This is a genomic window from Pantoea latae, from assembly GCF_002077695.1.
In the GTDB taxonomy this organism is placed as follows: domain Bacteria; phylum Pseudomonadota; class Gammaproteobacteria; order Enterobacterales; family Enterobacteriaceae; genus Pantoea; species Pantoea latae.
Map to the genome: position 1 here is coordinate 142,125 of NZ_MWUE01000004.1, position 24,783 is coordinate 166,907.

General features: G+C 59.8%; 16 protein-coding genes. 7 read left to right on the top strand and 9 right to left on the bottom strand.

The genetic code is table 11. The annotated features are described in order from the left end of the window. Positions 1 to 109: 109 nt before the first annotated feature. From cmk to serC, 3 genes are all read right to left on the bottom strand, one after another. Complete coding sequence (gene cmk, locus B2J69_RS02145) at positions 110 to 790, bottom strand: (d)CMP kinase (RefSeq protein ID WP_081135869.1); 681 nt, start codon at positions 788 to 790, stop codon at positions 110 to 112. A 200-nt stretch (positions 791 to 990) separates the two neighbouring features. Further along, entirely contained in the window at positions 991 to 2,277 is a 1,287-nt protein-coding gene (gene aroA, locus B2J69_RS02150) for a 3-phosphoshikimate 1-carboxyvinyltransferase (protein ID WP_081135872.1), read from the bottom strand. Between the two features lie 86 nt (positions 2,278 to 2,363). Further along, positions 2,364 to 3,449, bottom strand: coding sequence for a 3-phosphoserine/phosphohydroxythreonine transaminase (gene serC / locus B2J69_RS02155; protein ID WP_081135875.1), 1,086 nt, complete (start codon positions 3,447 to 3,449; stop codon positions 2,364 to 2,366). 310 nt (positions 3,450 to 3,759) lie between these two features. On the opposite strand from serC, the gene ycaO reads away from it, so the two are divergent. The 4 genes from ycaO (at position 3,760) to pflA (ending at position 10,004) form a co-directional block, all read left to right on the top strand. Next, positions 3,760 to 5,520 (top strand): 30S ribosomal protein S12 methylthiotransferase accessory factor YcaO, encoded by a 1,761-nt coding sequence (gene ycaO, locus B2J69_RS02160; protein ID WP_081135878.1) that lies wholly within the window; start codon positions 3,760 to 3,762, stop codon positions 5,518 to 5,520. A gap of 368 nt (positions 5,521 to 5,888) precedes the next feature. Continuing rightward, positions 5,889 to 6,749 carry a formate transporter FocA gene (focA, locus tag B2J69_RS02165; protein ID WP_081135880.1) on the top strand — a complete coding sequence of 287 codons (861 nt, stop codon included), beginning with the start codon at positions 5,889 to 5,891 and terminating at the stop codon, positions 6,747 to 6,749. Between the two features lie 69 nt (positions 6,750 to 6,818). Next, positions 6,819 to 9,101, top strand: coding sequence for a formate C-acetyltransferase (gene pflB, locus B2J69_RS02170; protein ID WP_081135883.1), 2,283 nt, complete (start codon positions 6,819 to 6,821; stop codon positions 9,099 to 9,101). Between the two features lie 162 nt (positions 9,102 to 9,263). Beyond that, on the top strand, positions 9,264 to 10,004 hold the full coding sequence (gene pflA, locus B2J69_RS02175; RefSeq protein WP_081135886.1) for a pyruvate formate lyase 1-activating protein: 741 nt from the start codon (positions 9,264 to 9,266) through the stop codon (positions 10,002 to 10,004). Between the two features lie 359 nt (positions 10,005 to 10,363). On the opposite strand, the gene B2J69_RS02185 is transcribed toward pflA, so the two are convergent. The 6 genes from B2J69_RS02185 to lrp form a co-directional block, all read right to left on the bottom strand. Further along, positions 10,364 to 11,515, bottom strand: coding sequence for an MFS transporter (locus B2J69_RS02185; protein ID WP_081136359.1), 1,152 nt, complete (start codon positions 11,513 to 11,515; stop codon positions 10,364 to 10,366). Between the two features lie 297 nt (positions 11,516 to 11,812). After that, the gene (serS, locus tag B2J69_RS02190; protein WP_081135889.1) at positions 11,813 to 13,105 is read right to left on the bottom strand and encodes a serine--tRNA ligase; all 1,293 of its coding nucleotides are present in this window, start codon (positions 13,103 to 13,105) and stop codon (positions 11,813 to 11,815) included. Positions 13,106 to 13,199: 94 nt separating this feature from the next. Then, positions 13,200 to 14,543: a replication-associated recombination protein A gene (locus tag B2J69_RS02195; RefSeq protein WP_081135892.1), complete on the bottom strand. Its 1,344-nt coding sequence runs from the start codon at positions 14,541 to 14,543 to the stop codon at positions 13,200 to 13,202. A gap of 7 nt (positions 14,544 to 14,550) precedes the next feature. Then, entirely contained in the window at positions 14,551 to 15,162 is a 612-nt protein-coding gene (lolA, locus tag B2J69_RS02200; RefSeq protein WP_081135895.1) for an outer membrane lipoprotein chaperone LolA, read from the bottom strand. 177 nt (positions 15,163 to 15,339) lie between these two features. Next, positions 15,340 to 19,011, bottom strand: a complete 3,672-nt coding sequence (locus tag B2J69_RS02205; protein ID WP_081135898.1) for a DNA translocase FtsK 4TM domain-containing protein — start codon at positions 19,009 to 19,011, stop codon at positions 15,340 to 15,342. A 119-nt stretch (positions 19,012 to 19,130) separates the two neighbouring features. After that, on the bottom strand, positions 19,131 to 19,625 hold the full coding sequence (lrp, locus tag B2J69_RS02210; RefSeq protein WP_006118610.1) for a leucine-responsive transcriptional regulator Lrp: 495 nt from the start codon (positions 19,623 to 19,625) through the stop codon (positions 19,131 to 19,133). 526 nt (positions 19,626 to 20,151) lie between these two features. Between lrp and trxB the strand changes: the two genes are divergently transcribed. The 3 genes from trxB (at position 20,152) to cydC (ending at position 24,759) form a co-directional block, all read left to right on the top strand. After that, entirely contained in the window at positions 20,152 to 21,120 is a 969-nt protein-coding gene (gene trxB, locus B2J69_RS02215) for a thioredoxin-disulfide reductase (RefSeq protein ID WP_081135901.1), read from the top strand. Between the two features lie 139 nt (positions 21,121 to 21,259). Next, a complete protein-coding gene (gene cydD, locus B2J69_RS02220) occupies positions 21,260 to 23,029 on the top strand; it encodes a heme ABC transporter permease/ATP-binding protein CydD (RefSeq protein ID WP_081135903.1) in 1,770 nt (589 codons plus the stop codon). Next, positions 23,029 to 24,759 (top strand): heme ABC transporter ATP-binding protein/permease CydC, encoded by a 1,731-nt coding sequence (cydC, locus tag B2J69_RS02225; protein WP_081135906.1) that lies wholly within the window; start codon positions 23,029 to 23,031, stop codon positions 24,757 to 24,759. Before cydD ends, cydC begins: the two co-directional genes overlap by 1 nt. Positions 24,760 to 24,783: the final 24 nt, after the last annotated feature.

Consider the following 24,783-nt stretch of genomic DNA (forward strand, 5'->3'; position numbering starts at 1 on the left):
ATTCTTCAATTTAACGTCCACCTGACGTCAGTGTCGGATGGGGTTGTTTCACATGCCCTGCGCGCTTTCCCTGGCACAGGGTTACTGCAATTCTGTTTGGCCGAAAAGATTAAATGCCCAGCTTAGTGCGGGCATATTCCAGCGCCTGATCAATGACTTGCTCGATGGATAACTGCGTAGAATCCAGAACCAGCGCATCGGCGGCGGGGACTAAAGGCGCAATGGCGCGGTTACGATCGCGGTCATCACGTTCTTTTATCTCGGCTAAAAGGCGATCAAAGTTAACACTAAAGCCGCTCTCCTGCAACTGTAGCATACGGCGCTGGGCGCGCTCTTCCGGGCTGGCGTCGAGGAAAATTTTTACCGGCGCGTCGGGGAAAACCACGGTGCCCATATCGCGGCCGTCGGCGATGAGGCCAGGCTCATCGCGGAAGGCGCGCTGACGACGCAGCAGCGCCTCACGCACGCGAGGAAAGGCGGCGACGCGTGACGCGGTGTTGCTGACCTCTTGCGTGCGGATTTCGCCTGTCACCTCTTCGCCCTCCAGGATCACCTGCAGTTCGCCTTCCTGTGAGACGAAACGCACGTCCAGATGCGCGGCCAGCGGCACCAGCGCCTCTTCGGATTCGATATCCACCTGATGATGCAGCGCAGCCAGCGCCAGAACGCGATAGATGGCGCCGGAATCGAGCAGATGCCACTGCAGCGCTTCCGCCATCGCTTTGCACAGGGTGCCTTTGCCTGCGCCGCTGGGTCCATCGACAGTTATAACCGGGGCCGTTGCCGTCATTATTCTCTCCTGTTGCTGCGCGTAATAGTCCAGCCTTCAGGCTGTTCAGAATGGGTAGCATTATACGCCGACAAGGATAACGGCGTTACCCTTTAGCGGAGACATCGCTAAAAATTGCAGCAGATTCAGACGATTTCTTGGCCGGTAAGGCCAGACGCAGTGAGAATGCCGGAGAACGCGCCTCTCCGGCAGGATGCCCATCAGGCGTTGTGGCTGATTTTCGCCAGCTGATGGAAATAATCAGGGAAGGTTTTCGCGGTACAGCCAGGATCGAGGATGGTGACCGGCGTATCGGAGAGGGCCACCAGCGAGAAGCACATCGCCATGCGGTGATCGTTATAGGTGCCGATCTCGGCATGGGTTAATTTTTCCGGCGGCGTGATGCGGATAAAATCGTGCCCCTCTTCCACTTCCGCACCGACTTTGCGCAGCTCGGTCGCCATCGCAGCCAGACGGTCCGTCTCTTTAACGCGCCAGTTGTAGATGTTGCGCATCAGCGTGGTGCCTTTGGCAAACAGCGCGGTGGTGGCGATGGTCATCGCGGCGTCGGGAATATGGTTCATGTCCATGTCGATGGCGTTCAGCTCGCCCGCGGTACAGGCAATATAGTCGCTGCCCCACTCGATGCGCGCGCCCATTTTTTCCAGCACGTCAGCAAAGCGGATATCGCCCTGCACGCTGTCGCGGCCAATGCCGGTTACGCGCACGGTTCCCCCTTTAATGGCGGCGGCAGCGAGGAAATAGGAGGCGGAAGAGGCGTCGCCCTCGACCAGATAGTCGCCCGGCGACTGATACTGCTGCTGACCTTTAATCAGGAAGCGCTGGTAATGCTGGTTCTCTACCTCGACGCCAAAACAGCGCATCAGGTGCAGCGTGATGTCGATATAGGGCTTCGACACCAGCTCGCCTTTAATGGCGATCGTCGTATCGCGCTGCGCCAGCGGCGCGGTCATCAGCAGCGCGGTGAGGAACTGGCTGGAGACGCTGCCGTCAACGCTCACTTCGCCGCCGGTAAAGCCGCCTTTCAGGCGCAGCGGCGGGTAATCGCTGTTTTCCAGATAGTCAATCTGCGCGCCGCCCTGACGGAGCGCGTCGACCAGATGCCCGATAGGACGCTCTTTCATACGCGGCTCGCCGGTCAGCACGATATCCTGCTCACCCAGGCAGAGCGCCGCCGCCAGCGGGCGCATCGCCGTTCCGGCATTGCCGAGGAACAGCTCCAGCGGCTGGGACGCACGCAACGCACCGGCCTGACCGACCACTTCGCACTGCGTGCGATCGGCGGAGAGGGTGAAGTCGACGCCCAACGCCTTCAGGGCGTTCAGCATGTGCTTAACATCGTCGCTGTCCAGCAGGTTTGTCAGACGCGTGGTGCCTTTCGCCAGCGCCGCCAGCAGCAGCGCACGGTTAGAAACGCTTTTTGAACCCGGCAGGTTAACGGTGCCGTCAACGCGTGCGATGGGTTGTAAGGTCAGGGAGTCCTGCATGTGAAACCAAATCTCCAAAAAAGGACAAAACCCCGCCGCGAGACGGGGTCTGAAGTCGGCGCGAGCGCCGACGCTACTGCGAAGGCTTAACCGTGACGACGAGCGAAGTCAGCCATAAAGTCGGTCAGCGCTTTCACGCCTTCCAGCGGCATCGCATTGTAGATCGATGCGCGCATGCCGCCTACCACGCGATGGCCTTTCAGCGCGTGCAGGCCCGCCTTGAACGACTCTTCCAGGAAGAGCGCGTCCAGCGCGGCGTCCGCCAGCTGGAAAGGCACATTCATGCGCGAGCGGTTCTCTACCGCGACGTCGTTACGGTAGAAGGGGTTCTGATCGATCAGGCCGTAGAGCAGATCGGCTTTGGCCTGATTGATCTTGTCAATTTCGCCTACGCCGCCCTTCTCTTTCAACCATTTGAACACCAGGCCAGAAAGATACCAGGCAAAGGTAGGCGGCGTATTGAACATCGAGTCGTTCTCTGCCAGCACCTGATAGTCGAGGATAGAGGGCACTGACTGACGCGCTTTGCCCAGCAGATCGTCGCGTACGATAACAATCGTCAACCCTGCCGGGCCGATGTTTTTCTGCGCGCCAGCGTAAATCACGCCGTAGCGGCTGATGTCGAGCGGACGCGACAGAATGGTAGAGGAGAGATCCGCCACGACGATCTTATCGCCGAAGTCAGGCTGCTCATCGATGGCGATGCCATCAATGGTTTCATTCGGGCAGTAGTGCACGTAGGCGGCGTCGCTGCTCAGATCCCACTGGCTCATCGGCAGAATGGCGCGCTTGCCGTCGCGGGTGGTTTTCACATCCAGCGTGCGCGGCGTGCAGTACTTTTCCGCTTCTTTAATGGCGCTGTGCGCCCAGTAGCCGCCGTCGACGTAATCCGCCGTGGTTGCCTCGCCCAGCAGATTGCCCGGTACGGCGGCAAACTGCGCACGCGCGCCGCCGTGGCAGAATAAAACTTTGTAGTTGGCCGGGATTTTCAGAAGATCGCGTAAGTCCTGCTCCGCCTCTTCCGCTACCTTAAGAAACTCTTTGCTGCGATGGCTGATCTCCATAACGGAGGTCCCCAGACCGTGCCAGTTTGTCAGTTCTTGTTCTGCACGACGGAGCACTTCAACCGGCAGCATCGCTGGACCGGAACTAAAATTATAAATCTGCGTCATTTCCCCTCACCACGGTTATCCAGAACGGTTATGCATTGCTTACCGGTTTTATCACTGCCTTATGACGCCTGCAATGATAAATCCGGACGGGATCACATTTTCTGAATCTGCCGCCCCGCAGCTTATGTCACAAATGCAACGCAGAGCGAAATTTTGTGAGGCGGCGCGTTTGCATGGCGATATGGCCGTTATTTCCCGCGCCTTTTAGCGATAATGGCGCGGAGAAATTTATGCCGTCTTCATAGCGCCAGAACGGCAAAGTCCGTATCATTGCGCGCTTTACGCCCACTATCTATGAGAGAGCGGTTTCATGACGCAAACCTTTATTCCCGGCAAAGACGCGGCCCTGGAAGATTCCATCGCGCGCTTCCAGCAAAAGCTCACCGACCTGGGCTTTAATATTGAAGAGGCCTCCTGGCTGAATCCGGTTCCCCACGTCTGGTCGGTGCATATTCGCGATCGCGACTGCCCGCTCTGCTTTACCAACGGCAAAGGCGCCAGCAAGAAAGCCGCGCTGGCCTCGGCGCTGGGCGAATATTTCGAGCGCCTCTCAACCAACTACTTCTTCGCTGATTTCTGGCTGGGTAAATCGATCGCTAACGGCGATTTCGTGCATTACCCCAATGAAAAGTGGTTCCCGCTGCCGGCGGACGGCTCGCTGCCGGAAGGCATTCTCGATGCGCGTCTGCGCGCCTTTTACGATCCGGACAACGCGCTGACCGCGCCAGAGCTGGTGGATCTGCAGTCCGGTAACGCCGAGCGCGGCATTTGCGGCCTGCCCTTTACCCGTCAGTCTGACCAGCAAACCGTCTATATCCCGATGAACATCATCGGCAACCTCTATGTCTCTAACGGCATGTCGGCGGGCAATACCGCCAACGAGGCACGCGTTCAGGGCCTCTCCGAGGTGTTTGAGCGCTACATTAAAAACCGCATCATCGCCGAAGCGATTAGCCTGCCGACCATTCCCGACAGCGTGATGCAGCGCTATCCCGGCGTAGTGGAAGCGATCGCGCGCCTGGAGGCGGAAGGCTTCCCGATTTTCGCCTACGACGCCTCGCTGGGCGGTAACTATCCGGTGATTTGCGTGGTGCTGTTTAACCCGCAGAACGGCACCTGCTTCGCCTCTTTCGGCGCGCATCCCGACTTCGGCGTCGCCCTTGAGCGTACCGTGACCGAGCTGCTGCAGGGCCGTGGCCTGAAAGATCTCGACGTCTTTACCCCGCCGACGTTTGATGACGAAGAAGTGGCCGAGCACGCCAACCTTGAGACGCACTTTATCGACTCCAGCGGCCTTATCTCCTGGGATCTGTTTAAAGAGAAAGCGGACTATCCGTTTGTCGACTGGTCGTTTAGCGGCACCACGCAAGAGGAATTCGCCACCCTGATGGCAATCTTCCGCAAAGAGGATCAAGAGGTCTACATCGCCGACTACGATCATCTGGGCGTCTACGCCTGCCGCATTATCGTGCCGGGCATGTCCGATATCTATCCTGCGGAAGATCTGCTGCTGGCGAACAACAACATGGGCGCTGGCCTGCGCGAGACGCTGCTGGCGCTGCCTGCCACCAACTGGAATCCGGAAGAGTATCTGGATCTCATTGTGCAGCTGGATGAAGAAGGCCACGACGACTTCACCCGCGTGCGCGAACTGCTGGGTCTGGCGAGCGGCAAAGATAACGGCTGGTACACGCTGCGCATCGGCGAGCTGAAAGCGATGCTGGCGCTGGCGGGCGGCGATCTCGACCAGGCGCTGATCTGGACCGAGTGGACGATGGAGTTCAACGGTTCGATCTTCTCGCCGGAGCGCGCCAACTACTACCGCTGCCTGCAGACGCTGCTGCTGCTGGCGATGGAAGACGAGCGCGATCCGCTGCAGTATCACCACGCTTTCACCCGCATGTATGGCGCGGAGACGCTGGAAGCGGCCTCGGCGGCGATCAGCGGCGAAGCGCCGTTCTACGGTCTGCAGGCCGTGGATGAAAACCTGAACGCCTTCCCGGCGCATCAGGCGCTGCTGCAGGCCTATGAAAAACTGCAGGCGGCGAAGCGCCGTTACTGGAAAGCGTAACTCCCGCTGTGTTATCCGCAGGCAGAGTCATTTAAAAGGGCGTCAGCGCAGCTGGCGCCCTTTTTTATACACCCGTCGGGAATATTTTATTAACACATATTGATGGGTAACACCCTGGTTTTATTTAACAATAAAATAGCGTTTAATTATTTTAATTAACAGAACGGCGCCATCATCCTTATACCATTTAAAATAATATTATAAAATTTAAAATAAATTTATTTATTTAAAATCAACAAATTAAATAAAATCCGCCTGTCGACTTCTCGCCTCAACCCGCTGCCTTCCGGTCAAATATGATCCAGATCAAATCCTGTCCTATACTCCTTTGTTAGTATTTTTCCAGACATCTTTTGGAGAGCGTTAGTGTGAAAGCTGACAACCCTTTTAATCTGTTATTACCGGCTGCAATGGCCAAAGTGGCGGAGGATGCTGGAGTTTATAAAGCCACAAAACATCCCCTGACCACCTTTTTTCTCGCCATCAACGCCGGCGTTTTCATTTCCATCGCGTTTGTCTTCTATATCACGGCGACCACCGGCAGTGCAGGCATGCCTTACGGCGTCGCGAAGCTGATCGGCGGCCTCTGCTTCTCTCTTGGCTTGATTCTGGTGGTAGTCTGCGGCGCTGACCTCTTTACCTCGACGGTGCTGATTGTGGTGGCGAAAGCCAGCGGTCGCATCACCTGGGGCCAGCTGACGCGCAACTGGATCAACGTCTATTTCGGCAACCTGGCCGGCGCGCTCTTTTTCGTCGCGCTGATCTGGTTCGGCGGCATGCATATGACCGCGAACGGCGCCTGGGGCCTTAACGTGCTGCAAACCGCCGATCACAAAATGCACCACAGCTTTCTCGAAGCGGTCTGCCTTGGCATCCTGGCGAACCTGATGGTCTGTCTGGCGGTCTGGATGAGCTATTCCGGCCACAGCCTGATGGATAAAACCATCGCCATGATCCTGCCGGTCGCCATGTTTGTCGCCAGCGGCTTTGAGCACTGCATCGCTAATATGTTTCTCATTCCGCTGGCTATCGTGATCCGCGACTTCTCCGGACCGGCATTCTGGCAAGCCGCCGGCGCCAGCGCCGACCAGTTTCAGGCGCTGACGCCCGTTAACTTTATCGTCGACAACCTGATCCCAGTGACCATCGGCAACATCATCGGCGGCGGGCTGCTGGTCGGACTGACCTACTGGGTGATCTATTTACGCAACGGTTCGACCGCACACTAATCATTTCTGGCCGACGCCGCGCAGCTGGCGGCGCCAACATAAAGTCTTCTTAGATAAGGCAGGTATATCATGACCGATCTGAATGCAAAACAGGCTGCGGCCTGGGAAGGATTCGCCAACGGCGAATGGCAGAACAGCGTAAACGTTCGCGACTTCATTCAAAAGAACTATACCCCGTATGAGGGCGATGAGTCCTTCCTGGCAGGCGCCACAGACGCCACCACTAAGCTGTGGAATGCCGTACTGGAAGGGATCAAAATTGAAAACCGCACCCATGCGCCCGTCGACTTCGACACCGATCTCGCGTCGACTATTACCGCGCACGACGCCGGCTATATTAATCAATCGCTGGAAAAAATCGTCGGCTTACAGACTGAAGCCCCGCTGAAACGCGCCATTATTCCGTTCGGCGGCATCAAAATGGTGGAAGGCTCCTGCAAGGTTTATGGCCGCGAACTGGATCCCGCGCTGAAAAAAATCTTCACCGAGTATCGTAAAACCCATAACCAGGGCGTGTTCGACGTCTATACCCAGGATATCCTGCGCTGCCGTAAATCAGGCGTGCTGACCGGTCTGCCGGACGCCTACGGCCGTGGCCGCATCATCGGCGACTACCGCCGCGTCGCCCTGTACGGCATCGACTTCCTGATGCAGGACAAACTGGCGCAGTTCAATTCGCTGCAGAGCGACCTGGAAAACGGCGTCAATCTGGAAGCCACTATCCGTCTGCGCGAAGAGATTGCGGAACAGCATCGCGCCCTTGCTCAGATTAAAGAGATGGCGGCGAAATATGGCTGCGATATCTCTGGCCCGGCGACTAACGCGCAGGAAGCGGTGCAGTGGACCTACTTCGGCTACCTGGCCGCGGTGAAATCACAAAACGGCGCCGCCATGTCGTTCGGTCGCGTTTCAACCTTCCTCGACATCTATATCGAACGCGATATGCAGGCTGGTAAACTCACCGAAGAGCAAGCGCAGGAGCTGATTGACCATCTGGTGATGAAACTGCGTATGGTGCGCTTCCTGCGTACGCCGGAATATGACGAACTCTTCTCCGGCGACCCGATCTGGGCTACTGAATCCCTGGCGGGCATGGGCGTCGATGGCCGCACGCTGGTGACAAAAACCACCTTCCGCTTCCTGAATACCCTTTACACCATGGGCCCGTCGCCGGAGCCGAACATGACCATTCTGTGGTCAGAAAAACTGCCGGTGAACTTCAAAAAATACGCGGCAAAAGTTTCGATCGACACCTCGTCTCTGCAGTATGAGAACGACGATCTGATGCGTCCCGACTTCAACAATGACGACTACGCCATTGCCTGCTGCGTCAGCCCAATGATCGTTGGTAAACAGATGCAGTTCTTCGGCGCGCGCGCCAACCTGGCGAAAACCCTGCTGTACGCAATCAACGGCGGCATGGATGAAAAAATGAAAATGCAGGTCGGTCCGAAAGAGGCGCCGGTAATGGACGACGTGCTCGATTTCGACACCGTGATGGCACGTATGGACCACTTCATGGACTGGCTGGCGAAGCAGTACGTCACCGCGCTGAACATCATTCACTACATGCATGACAAGTACAGCTACGAAGCTTCGCTGATGGCGCTGCATGACCGCGACGTCTATCGCACCATGGCCTGCGGTATCGCCGGTCTGTCAGTGGCTGCCGACTCGCTTTCCGCGATTAAATACGGCAAAGTGAAACCGGTGCGTGACGAAGACGGCCTGGCGGTGGACTTCGAAATCGAAGGCGAATATCCGCAGTTTGGTAATAATGACCCGCGCGTCGATGACCTGGCCTGCGACCTGGTTGAACGTTTCATGAAGAAAATTCAGAAGCTCGCCACCTATCGCAACGCCGTGCCGACTCAGTCAGTACTGACCATTACCTCTAACGTGGTCTATGGTAAGAAAACCGGTAACACCCCGGATGGTCGTCGCGCCGGCGCGCCTTTTGGCCCAGGCGCCAACCCGATGCACGGCCGCGATCAGAAAGGCGCCGTCGCCTCGCTGACCTCGGTGGCGAAACTGCCCTTCGCCTACGCGAAAGACGGTATCTCCTATACCTTCTCAATCGTGCCGAACGCGCTGGGTAAAGACGACGACGTGCGTAAAACTAACCTTGCCGGTTTGATGGATGGTTATTTCCATCATGAAGCGAGCATCGAAGGCGGCCAGCATCTCAACGTCAACGTGATGAACCGCGAAATGCTGCTGGATGCGATGGAGCATCCTGAGAACTATCCGCAGCTGACCATTCGCGTCTCTGGCTATGCGGTGCGCTTTAACTCGCTGACCAAAGAGCAGCAGCAGGATGTGATTACGCGAACCTTCACCAAATCGCTGTAAGCCTGATGCGCTGAGCTGTCTCAAGGCTCCTTCGGGAGCCTTTTCTCTAAGGCCCGTTTTAACTGCGCTCCTCAGCGCAGGAACCAGTTAAAACTGACTTTATCACCGAGCACAACAGAGATTGTGCGCCTGCTGGCAGGTTAACCTGGAGAATACATCGCAATGTCTTGCATCGGTCGTATCCACTCATTCGAATCCTGCGGGACGGTTGACGGTCCCGGCATCCGTTTCATCACCTTCTTTCAGGGCTGCCTGATGCGCTGCCTCTACTGCCATAACCGCGACACCTGGGACACGCACGGCGGAAAAACCATCACCGTCGAGGAGCTGATGAAGGACGTGGTCTCCTACCGCCACTTTATGAACGCCTCTGGCGGCGGCGTGACTGCGTCCGGCGGCGAAGCGATTTTACAGGCCGAGTTTGTACGCGACTGGTTCCGCGCCTGCAAGGCGGAAGGCATTCATACCTGTCTCGATACCAACGGTTTCGTGCGCCGCTACGATCCGGTGATTGACGAACTGCTGGAGGTCACCGATCTGGTGATGCTCGATCTGAAGCAGATCAACGATGAGGTGCATCAGATTCTGGTCGGCGTCTCCAACCACCGCACGCTCGACTTTGCCCGCTACCTGCAGAAGAAAGGCAAACGCACCTGGATCCGATACGTGGTGGTGCCTGGCTATTCTGATGACGATGATTCCGCGCACCGGCTGGGCGAGTTCACCCGGGATATGGATAACGTCGAGAAGATTGAGCTGCTGCCCTATCATGAACTGGGCAAGCATAAATGGATTGCGATGGGCGAAGAGTACAAGCTCGACGGCGTGAATCCGCCGACCAAAGAGACCATGGAGCGCGTGAAGAACATTCTCGCTAGTTACGGTCATCATGTGATGTATTAAACGTAAAAGAGAGCCGATGCCTTAATGCTTGTCAGTTGAGATCATGTTCAGGTAAGGCCGCTATTTTCTCTAAATGGCGGCCTTTTCATTAATGCGTGTGGGTATGCTGGTGCGGGCATTTCGCAGCGCTGAACAGAATGCGTCTGCCAGGAGAGCCCGCAGGGATGCGGGCGAAAGGTGGGGCTGGAACAGGGAGGTTCCATCCCCACCGGTCCGTCAGGCAGACGAATGGCGTGAAGGTACCGCGTCAGCGGCGCGAGGAGCGCCCGCCCCTGAGCGGCACCAGACTGCGTGAGTACCCCGTGCTTAACTGCCAAACATTAGAGCCGATGGCTCCCTTTTTTATGACTGCCCTGACGTCAGGCGTGCGCCACCGGCGTCGCCTGCTGATCGGCCTTACGCAGCAGCATCATCAGGTAGACCAGCGCCACGCCGGCGATCATCACAAACAGAATGCGGTCGGAATAGCTCTGCATCAGCACCGCCGTCATGCTCGGACCCGCCAGACTGCCCAGCGTATAGCTCATCAGCAGCGCCTGATTCATCGCCACCAGCTCATGATGCGCCACGGTCTCGCATGCCCATGACATCGCCACCGGATAGAGCGTAAAGCCCGCCAGCCCCAGCACAAACAGCGCGGGTGCCATTGCGGCGTTGGTCAGCATAGCCAGCGCGCCCAAAATCACCACAAACACCTGCACGCGCAGCACCAGCAAACGGCCGAAGCGATCGGCGAGACGGCCAACCGGCCACTGTCCGACGATGCCGGCGCTCACCAGCAGCGCCATCCAGTAGCCGACGTTGGCGTCGCTCATCCCCTGATGAGAGAGATAAAGCGGCATCAGTCCATAGAGCGATCCCAGCACGATGCCGGAAATAATACAGCCGTTAATGCCGAGCCTGGAGCTGCGACGGCGCAGCATCGGCCAGATTTTACCGGGCGCGGCGTCGGTCGCTTCGCTGGCGGCGGTCACCTTAACGAACACCAGCGGCAGGATGGCGCAGATCATCAGCGCGGTGAGCCACGGAATAACGCTAAACAGCTCGGTAGAGACTTTGCTGACCAGCAGCTGACCCGCCACGGTGCCCAGATAGTAAACGATCATATAGGCAGCCAGCAGCTGACCGCGGTTGCGTACCGTGCCGCTGCAGAGCAGCGCGCTCTCCACCACGACCCAAATCAACGCACAGCCTATCCCGGCGCTAAAACGCAGTATCGACCAGGCCCAGAAGCCATCCATCATAATCAAACCGGCGGTCGCCGCGGCGAAAATCGCTGTCGCCAGATAGTAGCTGCGGTTGAAACCGTAATGCTTAATCAGCCAGCCCGCCATCAGCGTGCCTGCCAGATTGCCGGTATAAAAAGAGGAACTCACCACGCCTACCTGCCAGGTAGCCAGCGCGTCGTGAGTCAGCCACAGCGGAACCAGCGTATTGAGCACAGCAATTGCGACCGTCAGCAAAAGCAGGCCGCAAAGCAGCAGCACCACGGGACGTGACCAGGTTGACATAGGGATAAAACCAAAGAGAAGAGAGGAAGTTGCGCGCAGTTTGCCACCGGCGAAAATAAAGGAAAAGCACAAAAAAAAGGCGCAGCACATTTTGCTGCAGGATAATTTAATTTATTAATCTTCAGTAGGTTATAGAAGTGTCAAACGGGACGGCCTTTAGCGCTATCTTAATGAAAAACAGGATTTTTAAGCGCGACGCCACAGTGAGCGACGATAACATTTATTTCTGATAACTTTTTGCCGGTTTCAGGCATAAAAAAACCCGGATGGCTCCGGGTTTAATTTAATGCATCTGAATCAGCCGATAAACTCGACGCCGTTCATATAAGGGCGCAGCACTTCTGGCACCTGAATACGTCCGTCAGCCTGCTGATAGTTCTCCAGCACCGCCACCAGCGTACGGCCAACCGCCAGACCTGAGCCGTTCAGGGTGTGCACCAGACGCGGCTTCTTGTCGGTTTTGCTGCGGCAGCGCGCCTGCATGCGGCGCGCCTGGAAATCCCACATATTGGAGCATGAAGAGATTTCGCGATAGGTGTTCTGCGCCGGCAGCCACACTTCCAGATCGTATGTCTTGGTGGAGCCAAAGCCCATATCGCCGGTGCAGAGCAGCACCTTGCGGTAGGGCAGATTAAGCAGCTGCAGCACTTTCTCCGCGTGGCCAACCAGCTCTTCCAGCGCGTCCATGGAGGTTTCCGGCGCGACGATCTGCACCATCTCCACCTTGTCGAACTGATGCATGCGGATCAGGCCGCGCGTATCGCGTCCGTAGGAGCCCGCTTCAGAACGGAAGCATGGCGTATGCGCGGTCAGTTTGATCGGCAGGCTCTCCTCTTCTACAATCTCGTCGCGCACCAGATTGGTCAGCGGCACTTCCGCCGTCGGGATCAGCGCATAGTTGCTGCTCTCTGACTCCTCTTCCAGCGGACGGGTATGGAACAGGTCTTCGCCAAATTTCGGCAGCTGACCGGTGCCGTACAGGGTCGCGTGGTTAACCAAATAAGGCACGTAGGTTTCCAGATAGCCGTGCTGTTCGGTATGCAGATCGATCATAAACTGGCTCAGCGCGCGATGCAGACGGGCGATCTGGCCCTGCATCACCACAAAGCGCGAGCCTGTCAGCTTCACGGCGGAGGCAAAGTCGAGGCCTTTGGCCATTTCGCCCAGTTCGACGTGATCTTTCGCCGGGAAATCAAACTGGCGCGGCTCGCCCCAGCGGCTGACTTCCTGGTTTTCGCTGTCATCTTTGCCCAGCGGCACGTCGTCTGCCGGCAGGTTAGGCAGCGCCATCGTGAAGTCGCGAATGTCGTTTTGCAGGGCGTCCAGTTCCGCTTTGGCCGCATCCAGGCGTTCGCCCAGCGCGTTCACTTCCTGACGCAGCGGCTCGATGTCTTCCCCACGTGCTTTGGCCTGACCGATGGATTTGGATCGGGAGTTGCGCTCTGCCTGCAGGTTTTCGGTTTCTACCTGCAGCACTTTACGACGCTCTTCGAGGGAGCGCAGCGTTTCCACATCCAGTTTGAATCCTCGGCGTGCCAGTTTTTCTGCGACTGCGTCTGGCTCATTACGCAGCAGATTGGGATCGAGCATGCTTATCCTGTGTAATAAAAGGTTGAAAGAATGAAGGGATGCACTCCCGCGGGAATGCATTGAAATCCTTGCTCACCTTACCGTAACGCCTGTTTCAGCGGTAGCGTTTTGTCGGGCTATTTTGATCCTGTTCAGCCAGCCAGGCGAGCTTTTCACCAATTTTGCCTTCCAGCCCGCGCTGGGTCGGCTGGTAGTAGCGCGTCTGCGCCATTTCCGGCGGAAAATAGACCTCGCCGGCCGCATAGGCGTGATCTTCGTCATGGGCGTAGCGGTACTCTTTGCCCAGTCCCATCTCTTTCATCAGTCTGGTCGGCGCGTTGCGCAGATGCTCCGGCACGTCGTAGTCGGGATGTTCGCGCGCGTCGCGCATCGCCGCTTTAAAGGCGGTATAGACGGCGTTGCTTTTCGGCGCGCAGGCAAGATAGACGATCGCCTGCGCGATGGCGCGTTCGCCCTCGGCGGGCCCGACGCGGGTAAAGCAGTCCCAGGCGGCGATCGCCACCTGCATGCCGCGCGGATCGGCGTTGCCGACATCCTCTGAGGCAATCGCCAGCAGGCGCCGCGCCACATAGAGCGGATCGCCGCCGGCGGTGATAATGCGCGCGTACCAGTAGAGCGCGGCGTCCGGGGCGGAGCCGCGCACCGATTTATGCAGCGCGGAGATCAGGTCGTAAAAGCGGTCGCCCTTGTTGTCAAACCGCGCGGCGCGCTCGCCGGAGACCTCGGTCAGCAGCTGCGGCGTCAGCTCGCGCTTGCCCTGCGCGTTGCTCTCCGCCATATCCGCCATCATCTCCAGCGTATTCAGCGCGCGGCGCGCATCGCCGCTCACCAGCTCGGCGATCATGCGGCGCGTGTTATCGGGCAGCAGAATATCACTGTCGCCGTAGCCGCGCGTCTTGTCCTGCATCGCCTGATCGAGCACCTGCTCGATATCCTCGGTGGTGAGCGACTTCAGCAGGTAGACACGCGCGCGCGACAGCAGCGCGGAGTTAAGCTCGAACGAGGGGTTCTCGGTGGTAGCGCCGATAAAGGTGATGGTGCCGTCTTCAATATGCGGTAAAAACGCATCCTGCTGGCTTTTGTTGAAGCGGTGCACTTCGTCGACGAACAGGATAGTGCGGCGCCCCACCTGACGGCTGTGCCGCGCCCGCTCAATCGCCTCGCGGATCTCTTTAACGCCGGAGGTGACGGCGGAGATACGCTCGACGTCGGCATTGCCGTAGCGCGCGATAATCTCCGCCAGCGTGGTTTTGCCTGTGCCCGGCGGTCCCCAGAGGATCATCGAGTGAAGATGGCCAGCCTCGATAGCGCGCGGCAAAGGCTTGCCCGGCGCCAGCAGGTGCTGCTGGCCAATGTACTGCTTAAGCGTTTCGGGGCGCATACGCGCCGCCAGCGGCTTAAAATCCTCAGAGGAAAAGTCCAGAGACAGATTACCCACGCTTACCTCACTGACGCTGGTCGTCTACCGTCACCCCTTTCGGCGGCGTGAAGGTAAATTTATCCGGGCTGATAGCGCCGTTCTTCTGGCTCTTCAGCTGATAGCTGCTGCGCTGGCCATCCTGCTCAATGGCGCTGAACTGATTGATGGTGCCGGCAGAGGTCACGTTGATAGTGAACTGCTTGAGATTGCCATCGCTGTTTTTGGGCGTCAGCTCAAAGGCGTCACCCTGCTGCTTGATGTTGTACTGCTGCCAGTCGCTCGGCTGGTTGCGCGCAATCAGCATAAACGGGGTGTTGCTGGTGGCGTTTTTCAACAGGCTGACGCTCGCCTGTTCCACGAACGGATTGTAGAACCACAGGTTTTTGCCGTCGGAGATAATCACGCTCTCATCCGGGGCGGTCATGTGCCAGTTAAACAGGCTGGGACGTTTTACCCAGAGTTCGCCCTCGCCTTCCTGCACGTTGGCGCCGCTGCTGTCGGTCACTTTTTGGCTAAAGCTGGCGTGGAAGCTATTTACTTTATTCAGGCGCTGCTGCAGGTCGCTGGAGGCGTCCGCCATCACGCTGGCTGATGCGAAAACGGCCAACAGGCCAGGCACGATTAGGTTTAATTTCATCCGCTTCAATTCCTTATTTATCTCTGTCCAGTGAAACCCGTTTTAATTCTGGTCGCCGTTCCGGCATTGAGCCAGGAGAAAAACCCGAAAGCGTTATCTGATATAGGGGGCAAACCGCGCGTAAACAATGGGCCAGTGAAAACTGGCCCATGATTGTTTGTTGCAAAGCGTGTCGCGCTACATTTCGTGCGGCGGCGGCGAGAGCACTTCACGGTTGCCGTTGTGACCCGGCTCCGAGACGATGCCCTGCGCTTCCATCTGTTCAATAATACGCGCGGCGCGGTTGTAGCCGATGCGGAACTGACGCTGCACGCCGGAAATCGAGGCGCGACGCTTGTCGACCACGAAGGCCACCGCCTGATCGAACAGCGGATCCAGCTCTTCGTCGCCTTCCAGCCCGCCGCCGCCGCCTTCGCTCTCTTCGCCAGCGGTAATGCTTTCAATGTACTGCGGACGTCCGCGCGCTTTCCAGTCCTGCACCACCGCATGCACTTCCTGGTCGCGAACAAAGGCGCCGTGCACGCGCACCGGCATAGAGGAGTTCGGCGGCATATAGAGCATGTCGCCCATCCCCAGCAGCGATTCGGCGCCGCCCTGATCGAGGATGGTGCGCGAGTCGATTTTGCTCGACACGGTAAAGGCGATACGCGTCGGGATGTTGGCCTTGATCAGGCCGGTGATCACATCCACGGAGGGACGCTGCGTCGCAAGCACCAGGTGGATGCCCGCGGCGCGCGCCTTTTGCGCCAGACGCGCAATCAGCTCTTCTACCTTTTTGCCCACCGCCATCATCAGGTCGGCGAACTCATCCACCAGCACCACGATATAGGGCAGTTTTTCCAGCACCGGCGGCATCATATCCATGCTGTCGCCCGGTTTCCAGAACGGATCGGGGATCGGACGGCCCATCGCTTCCGCCTGCTCGACTTTTTCGTTGTAGCCCGCCAGGTTACGCACGCCCAGCGCCGACATCAGCTTATAGCGACGCTCCATCTCGCCGACGCTCCAGCGCAGCGCGTTGGCCGCGTCTTTCATATCGGTGACCACTTCGGTCAGCAGGTGCGGAATGCCTTCGTAGACCGACAGCTCGAGCATTTTCGGGTCGATCATAATAAAGCGCACCTCTTCCGGCGTCGCCTTATAGAGCATGCTGATAATCATGGTGTTGACGCCGACCGACTTACCGGAGCCGGTGGTACCGGCCACCAGCAGGTGCGGCATCTTCGCCAGGTCCGCGACCACCGGCTGACCGGCGATATCTTTTCCCAGCACCACGGCGAGCGGCGACGGGTTATCGCGGAATTTGGCGCAGTCCAGCACCTCGCGCAAATAGACCGTCTGGCGATGCTTGTTCGGCAGTTCCAGGCCAACATAGGGCTTGCCGGGGATCACTTCCACCACGCGCACCGCCACTGCGGAGATTGAACGCGCCAGATCGCGCGACAGGTTGGAGATGCGCGCAGCCTTGACGCCAGGCGCCAGATCCAGCTCGAAGCGGGTAATCACCGGGCCAGGCGAGATGCCGACCACTTCCGCCTTGACGCGATAGTCGCCCAGGCGCGCTTCAACCAGACGCGCCGTTTGCTCCAGCGCGAACATATCGACCGGCTCCTCTTCCGCAGGCGGCGAGGTAAGCAGATCCAGCGTCGGCAGCGGCGTAGAGGGTTTCTCCAGCGGCTGGTTATGGCGCATCAGGAACGGATGGATCAGGCTGTTATCCAGCGAGCCGGACTGCGGCTGGGCAGCGGCAGGCGTCTGAACTGCCGCAGCAGGTTCGTAAGCCACAGGCGCAGGCGTCTGTGCTGGCGCAGCGGGTTCATAAGCCGCAGGCGCAGGCGTCTGTACTGGCGCAGCGGGTTGATAAGCCGCAGGCGTTTGCGTCGGTGCAGCGCGCTCGTACGCCGCTGGCGCAGAGGTTTGCGTCGGCGCGGTGGGCGAGTAAGCCGCGGGTTCAGACGCAGCGGAGCCGTAAGCGGCGGTCGTTGACGGCGCGGCCACAGGCATAGCGGGCTGCGCCACCGGCGCTTCCGCAGGCTGCTGCCACGGCGTATGCGTCGCCGCCGGGGCTTTCGGCTCCGGCGCGCTGGCGATGGTAAACAGCGGCTCGTTAGGGCCGTCGTCCACCAGATCTTTCATCGGCGAGAAGTCGAATGCGGCAGAGGTGTCGAGACTAAAGGCAGGCGCCTGCGCTTCCGGCTCTTCGTCGTAGCGCTGCTGCTGCTGCGCGGCGAACTGCTGCGCCAGCGCGGCCTGCTCCGCCGCCTCTTCGTGCTCTTCTTGCTGCGGCTGCCAGCTTTCGCCGTAGCGCTGCTGCTGCTGGCTGGCGAACGCGGCACGCAGCTGCGCCTGCTCCTGAGCATCCTCTTCCTGCCATGCTGGCTCAGCGTCAACGGGCTGCGCGACGGCGTCGGCGCGCTGCTGCTCTTCCGCTTTGGCTTTCTCTTCCGCCATGCGCTGTGAAGGCAGCTTAATGCCGTATGAGGCGAGTTCGCGGCGCGTCGGCAGTTTGACCGGGTTAGGACGCGGCAGCGCCGGACCGATACCCTGCTTCACCTGCGGGTTGAAATCCCCTTCCGGGGCGATGTCGAACAGCGGCGTGGTCGCGGCCTGCGCGGCGGCGGCGGCTGTCGCCGCGCCCGCGGTGGCCGCAGCGCCCATATCGGCGTCGCGCCAGTTGCCCATCTGCGGGCCGTCGTCCTCTTCCCACTGCGAGAAGGCGGGCTCAGGCGTCTGCTGAGGCATTTCAAAGTGATAACGCGGCGGTTCGACCGGCGCAGGCGCAACGGGCGGCTCTGGCTGAGCGACCGCTGGCGTAAAGGCGCTGGTGACCTGCTGCGGTGCTGGGGTAGCGACGCTGCTAGCCTGCTGCGGCGCTGGAGTAACGGTACTGGCAGCCTGCTGGGGCATAGCCGCTGCGGGCTGGAACGGCGCTGACGGCGCAGAAGCGGCAGGCGCTGAAACCGGCGCGGCTACCGGCGCTGACCCGGCCTCGACAACCGGCGCCGGCGCGACGGACGCAGAGACGCCCGCAGCTTCAACGGCGGAGGTCAGCGCGGCGTCGGTCGCCGCCGCCGCTTTCGCCAGCAGCGGATCGTCGGCTACCGGCGCAGCAGCCTGCGCATGGGCGCGTGGCGAAGAGAGCAGCACGTCGTGCTCGTCCTGCGCGGCCGTTACGGCGCGCGGCGCGTCCTCATACTCGACCTCATCCTCTTCGTGCCAGGGCTCATCGCGACGCGAGCGGTTGCTGGCGAAGGTCAGCACGCCCATGACCACGCCGCCGATGCGTTCGGCGATGGTCAGCCATGACCAGCCGGTGTAGAGCGTAATGCCCGCCGCCCAGACAAACAGCAGCGCCAGCGTGCCGGTGGCCGGGCTGAACCAGGGCGCAATCGCGCTGCTGACCAGGCTGCCGATCACGCCGCCGGAGGCGAAGTACCAGATATCGTCGGCGTTAAGCGCCGCCAGGCCGCAGGTGGTGACCACCAGCGACAGTACGCCGATCAAGCGCAGGCCGATAGCGAAATAGTCGATGTAATCCTGGCGATCGCGCTGGCGAAAGGCGATCCAGCAGAGGCCGATGATCACCGGCGGAATGGCGTAGGCCATCACACCGAAAATAAACAGCAGCGTATCCGCCAGCCAGGCGCCCACGCCGCCGCCGAGGTTATGGATCGGCTCGTGCCAGGCGGTCTGCGACCAGCTTGGATCGGAAGGATTGAAGCTGACGAGAGAAACCATCAGGTAGATGGCGAAAAGTGAGACGAGAATAAGCAACGCTTCCAGCAGACGGCGTCCACTGCTTAGCGGTTTTAACGAAACTTCTTTGTCTTCTGTGTATTCCTGGCTCAAGAGAACTCTCCAGGTGCCTGTAAATTATGAAGGCAACAGCGTCGGGCAAGCCCGACGCTGGTCCTGTATGAATTCACAGGAGTGTATCGAAATATCACAGGTTTTGCACCTGCGCTGCGTTATCGGGTTTTAATCACCAGCCGATTGCTCTGTTTGACCTCTTCCATCACCACGTAAGTACGGGTGTCGTTGACCCCCGGCAGGCGCAGCAGGGTTTCGCCGAGCAGCTTACGATAGGCGGACATATCCGGCACGCGCGTTTTCAACAGGTAGTCGAAGTCACCGGAAACGAGGTGACACTCTTGAGTTTCCTCAAGTTTTTGCACAGCGGCGTTAAACTGTTCAAACACATCCGGCGCGCCACGATTCAGAGTAATCTCAACGAAAACCAGCAGCGACGCATCAAGATAGTGCGGGTTAAGTTGCGCGGTATAGCCAAGAATAAAACCCTGACGCTCCAGACGACGCACACGCTCAAGACATGGCGTAGGCGATAATCCTACGCGTTTGGAAAGCTCTACGTTGGAAATACGACCATCTTTCTGAAGTTCGTTCAGGATGTTTCTGTCGATTCTGTCGAGATCTTTTCCGGGGCGTTTCTTATTGTCTACCATTATTATTGTCTCTCTTAATTCCTTCCCTTTACCTGCCACACCCTGAAAACGGTCACTGTTCAAGGCATTATTGAAGTGAAGAATCAGAGCCTGTGCGCCCTCGCGCATCCATCCGCATGACGCATGTTGTCTGTCCACATCATGCGTCATTACCCATGTCAGGCTGTAATTTATCCGGTGTAAAAGGCAAAACAAGAGACGAAACCCTGTTTTGACTCCCTCCTTCTTCTTCGCTTCTGCCATTGTTTTCGCAAAAGCGCAGGCGATTGTCAAAGTAAAAAGACCAAATTCAGGACAAGATGCCAGACAGACCGCTGGGTTACTGTTTTTAAATGAGTATTTTTCTACTCCTGCACCAGTAAAAACCGATTATTGCCCCCTTTTGGCGCAGACGGCGTGCAGAAACCGGTATTATCGTCTACGCCGTTTGCAGCTATTGGAAACAAAATTTCCCAGCCCTTTTTTTGCCCCGGTAAATTCCCTACAATCCCAGGTCATGTTGTCAGCCGATGAAACTGAGGATCATATGAGTACGGCCAAACACAGTAAATTGCTCATTCTGGGCTCCGGCCCGGCGGGTTATACCGCAGCGGTCTATGCTGCCCGCGCTAACCTGAATCCGGTACTCATTACCGGCCTCGAAAAAGGCGGTCAGCTGACCACCACAACTGAGGTAGAGAACTGGCCCGGCGACCCGCACGATCTCACTGGTCCCTCGCTGATGGAGCGCATGCATGAGCATGCCGAAAAATTCAACACTGAAATTATCTTCGACCATATCCATAGCGTCGATCTGCAGAACCGCCCGTTTCGCCTGACCGGCGACAGCGGCGAATACACCGCCGACGCGCTGATTATTGCCACCGGCGCCTCTGCGCGCTATCTGGGGCTGCCTTCCGAAGAGGCGTTTAAGGGCAAAGGCGTTTCCGCCTGCGCCACCTGCGACGGCTTCTTTTACCGCAACCAGAAAGTGGCGGTGATCGGCGGCGGCAACACCGCGGTGGAAGAGGCGCTCTATCTGGCGAATATCGCGGCGGAGGTGCATCTGATCCACCGTCGCGACAGCTTCCGCGCAGAGAAGATCCTGATTGACCGCCTGATGGAAAAAGTGCGCAGCGGCAATATCGTGCTGCACACCCATCGCACGCTGGAAGAGGTGGTCGGCGACCAGATGGGCGTTACCGGCCTGACGCTGCGCTCGACGCTTAACGACGCGGAAACCGAGTCGCTGGAGGTGGCGGGCCTGTTCGTCGCTATCGGCCACAGCCCGAATACGGCGATTTTCGACGGCCAGCTGGCGCTGGAAAACGGCTACATCAAGGTGCAGTCCGGGCTGCATGGCAACGCCACCCAGACCAGCATCCCTGGCGTCTTCGCCGCGGGCGACGTAATGGACCATATCTATCGTCAGGCGATCACCTCCGCCGGCACCGGCTGCATGGCCGCGCTGGACGCCGAGCGTTATCTGGATGGGCTGGTTAAAAACGATCGGTAAGTTGTTAATCTGTTGATCTTAGTTATTCAGGGCGACTGTTTTTCAGTCGCCTTTTTTTATGCCGCCGTGCTAGATTCGTGCGCCTGAAGAGAAAGCCTTTTATCCTTTCGTTGGTCGCTGACAACGCTTACGGTCTCGCATGAACAAAACCCGGCAACATGAACTTACCCGCTGGCTGCGCCAGCAACGCGCGTCTGGCGGCCGCTGGCTGCGGCTGACGACGCTCTGCGGGCTGGGCAGCGCGCTGGCGATTATCGCCCAGGCCTGGCTGCTGGCGTTTCTGCTGCAGGCGCTGATTGTGGATCAGCGGCCGCGCGGCGAGCTTCTTCTCCCCTTCTCGCTGCTGCTGCTGCTGTTTGCGCTGCGCGCGCTGCTTAACTATGCGCGCGAGATCGCGGGCTTTCACGCCGGTCAGGCGATTCGCCGGGCGCTGCGTCAGCAGGTGCTGGATCGCCTTTCCGCGCTGGGTCCGGCCTGGATCCGCGGCAAACAGGCGGGCAGCTGGGCGACGCTGCTGCTGGAGCAAATCGAGGAGATGCAGGACTACTACGCGCGCTATCTGCCGCAGATGACGCTGGCGGCGCTGATCCCCTTGTGCATTCTCCTGACCCTGTTTCCGCTGAACTGGGCGGCTGGCCTGATTTTGCTGGCGACCGCGCCGCTGATCCCGCTGTTTATGGCGCTGGTCGGCATGGGCGCGGCCGACGCCAGCCGCCGCAACTTCGTGGCGCTGGCGCGCCTGAGCGGCGACTTTCTCGATCGCCTGCGCGGACGTGAAACCCTGCGTCTGTTTCACCGCGCCGAGGCGGAAACCGCCGCCATCGCCGCCTCTACCGCCGACTTCCGCCAGCGCACCATGGAGGTGCTGCGTCTCGCCTTTCTCTCCTCCGCCGTGCTGGAGTTTTTCGCCTCGCTGGCGATTGCGGTGGTCGCGGTCTACTTCGGCTTCTCCTACCTTGGCGAACTCCATTTCGGCGCCTATGGTCAGGGCGTGACGCTGTTTGCCGGCTTCGTCGCCCTGCTGCTGGCGCCCGAGTTTTTTCAGCCGCTGCGCGATCTCGGCACCTTCTATCACGCCAAAGCGCAGGCGATCGGCGGCGCGGACGCTCTGGAGCGCTTTATGCGCGAAAGTCCGGAACCCGAGCAGCCAGCCGGTTCGGCCGTACTGGCCGACGACGCGGCGATCGCTATCGTCGCGCAGGATGTTGTTGCGCTCAGCGTGGATAAAAAAAGCCTGTGCGGTCCGCTGAGCTTCACTCTTGCGGCCGGCGAGCGCGTCGCGCTGGTGGGCGAGAGCGGCGCAGGCAAAACCGTACTGATGAACGTGCTGCTCGGCTTTTTGCCCTACCAGGGATCGCTGCGCGTCAACGGCGTTGAGCTGCGCGAGATGCACCGCGAAGCCTGGCATCAGCACATCGCCTGGCTCGGTCAGAATCCGCAGTTGCCCGCCGAGACGCTGCGCGACAACATTGTGATGGGCGGCGCATCGCACCACGCCGATCTCGAGGATCTGCTGGCGGCGTGCGGCGTGAGCGAGTTTTTGCCGCGCCTGGCCGACGGCATTGATTCGCGGGTCGGCGATGACGGCGCTGGCCTCTCGGTAGGCCAGGCGCAGCGCATCGCGCTGGCGCGCGCGCTCTATAAACCGGCGCGCCTGCTGCTGCTGGACGAGCCCGCCGCCAGTCTCGACAGCCGCAGCGAGCGGCATGTGATGCAGGCGCTCGACACCGCGTCGCGCCAGAAAACCACGCTGATGATCACGCATCAGCTCGATCACCTTCAGCAGTGGGACGCCATCTGGGTGATGCAGGATGGCAAACTGACGCAGCAAGGCCGCTGGCAGGCGCTGATCGCCGAGCCCGGCCCGTTTCGTCAGATGGTTTCGCATCGTCAACGGGAGATCGGCTGATGTCCGCACTGCGTCCTTTCCTGCGCCTGTTCCGGCGCCATCCCTGGCGGCTGCTGCTCGGCGTGCTGCTCGCCATCGTTACGCTGCTCGCCAGTATCGGCCTGCTGGCGCTGTCGGGCTGGTTCCTGGCCGCTTCGTCGCTGGCGGGGCTCGCCGGGCTCTACAGCTTTAACTACATGCTGCCGGCCGCCGGCGTGCGCGGCGCGGCCATCGCGCGTACCGCCGCGCGCTATTTCGAGCGGCTGGTGAGCCATGACGCCACTTTCCGCGTGCTGCAGCATCTGCGCGTCTTTACCTTCAGCCGCCTGATTGCGCTGGCGCCGGGCCAGCTGGCGGCGTTTCGTCAGGGCGATCTGCTTAACCGCTTCGTTAGCGACGTCGATACGCTTGATCATCTCTATCTGCGGGTGATCGCGCCGCTGGCGGGCGCGTTCGTGGTGATTGTCGTGGTGACGCTGGGCATCGGCCTGGTGGATGTGCGGCTGGCGCTGGTGCTGGGCGGCGTGATGCTGGCGGCGCTGGTGGCGATGCCGCCGCTGTTTTACCGCCTGGGCGCGCCGGCCGGACGCGCCATTGCGCTGCAGGGCGCCGCCTGGCGCCTGCGGCTGATGCAGTGGCTGAGCGGCCAGGCGGAGCTGACGCTTTACGGCCTTGCCGCCGGCTGGCGTCAGCAGCTCGACATTGACGAGCGTCGCTGGCAGGCGGCGCAGCGCCAGCAGCAGCGTTTACAGGCGCTGTCGCAAAGCCTGCTGCTGCTGCTGAGCGGCGCGACCGTGACGCTGCTGCTGTGGATGAGCGCGGGTGGCCTGGCGCACGACGCGTCGCCCGGCGCGCTCATCGCGCTGGTGGTCTTCTGCGCGCTGGCCGCGTTTGAAGCGCTGGCGCCGGTCGCCGGCGCCTTTCTGCCGCTGGCGCAGGTGATCGCCGCCGCCGAGCGCGTCAACGCCCTTATTGACCAGACGCCCGCCCTGGCGTTTCCCGTCGCCTCGACCTCTGACGCAGGCAGTCTGGCGGTGGCGATCGACCAGGTCAGCTTTCACTATCCGCAGCGCCCGGATGCGGTGCTGGACCAGCTGTCGCTGACGGTGCGCGCGGGCGAACGCGTGGCGCTGCTCGGCCCGACCGGCTGCGGCAAATCGACCTTGCTGGCGCTGCTGACCCGCGCATGGGAGGTCGAGAGCGGGTCGATCAGGCTGCAAAACCTCGCGCTGCGCGACTGGGATGCGCGCGCGCTGCGGCAGCGCATCAGCGTTGTCACTCAGCGCGTGCATCTGTTTAACCAGACGCTGCGCGACAACCTGCGCATCGCGCGGCCCGACGCCAGTGACGCGCAGCTTAGCGACGTGCTGCGTCAGACCGGCCTGGCGCGCCTGCTGGAGGGTGACGAAGGGCTGAACGCCTGGCTCGGCGACGGCGGCCGTCCGCTGTCGGGCGGCGAGCTGCGCCGCCTGGCGATTGCGCGCGCGCTGCTGCACGACGGCGATCTCTGGCTGCTGGATGAGCCAACCGAAGGGCTCGACGCCACCACCGAGCGCCATATCCTGGCGCTGCTGCAGCAGGTCACGGCTGGCAAGACCCTGATTATGGTGACGCATCGGCTGAGCGGGCTGGACGCGCTGGATCGCATCTGCGTAATGGAAAACGGCCAAATCGTTGAACAGGGCACCCATCAGGAATTAATCTCAAAAGCGGGTCGCTACTGGCATTTCCAGCAGCGCTTTGCGCTATAGTCTTAGCGAAAAAACAGCGAGTAG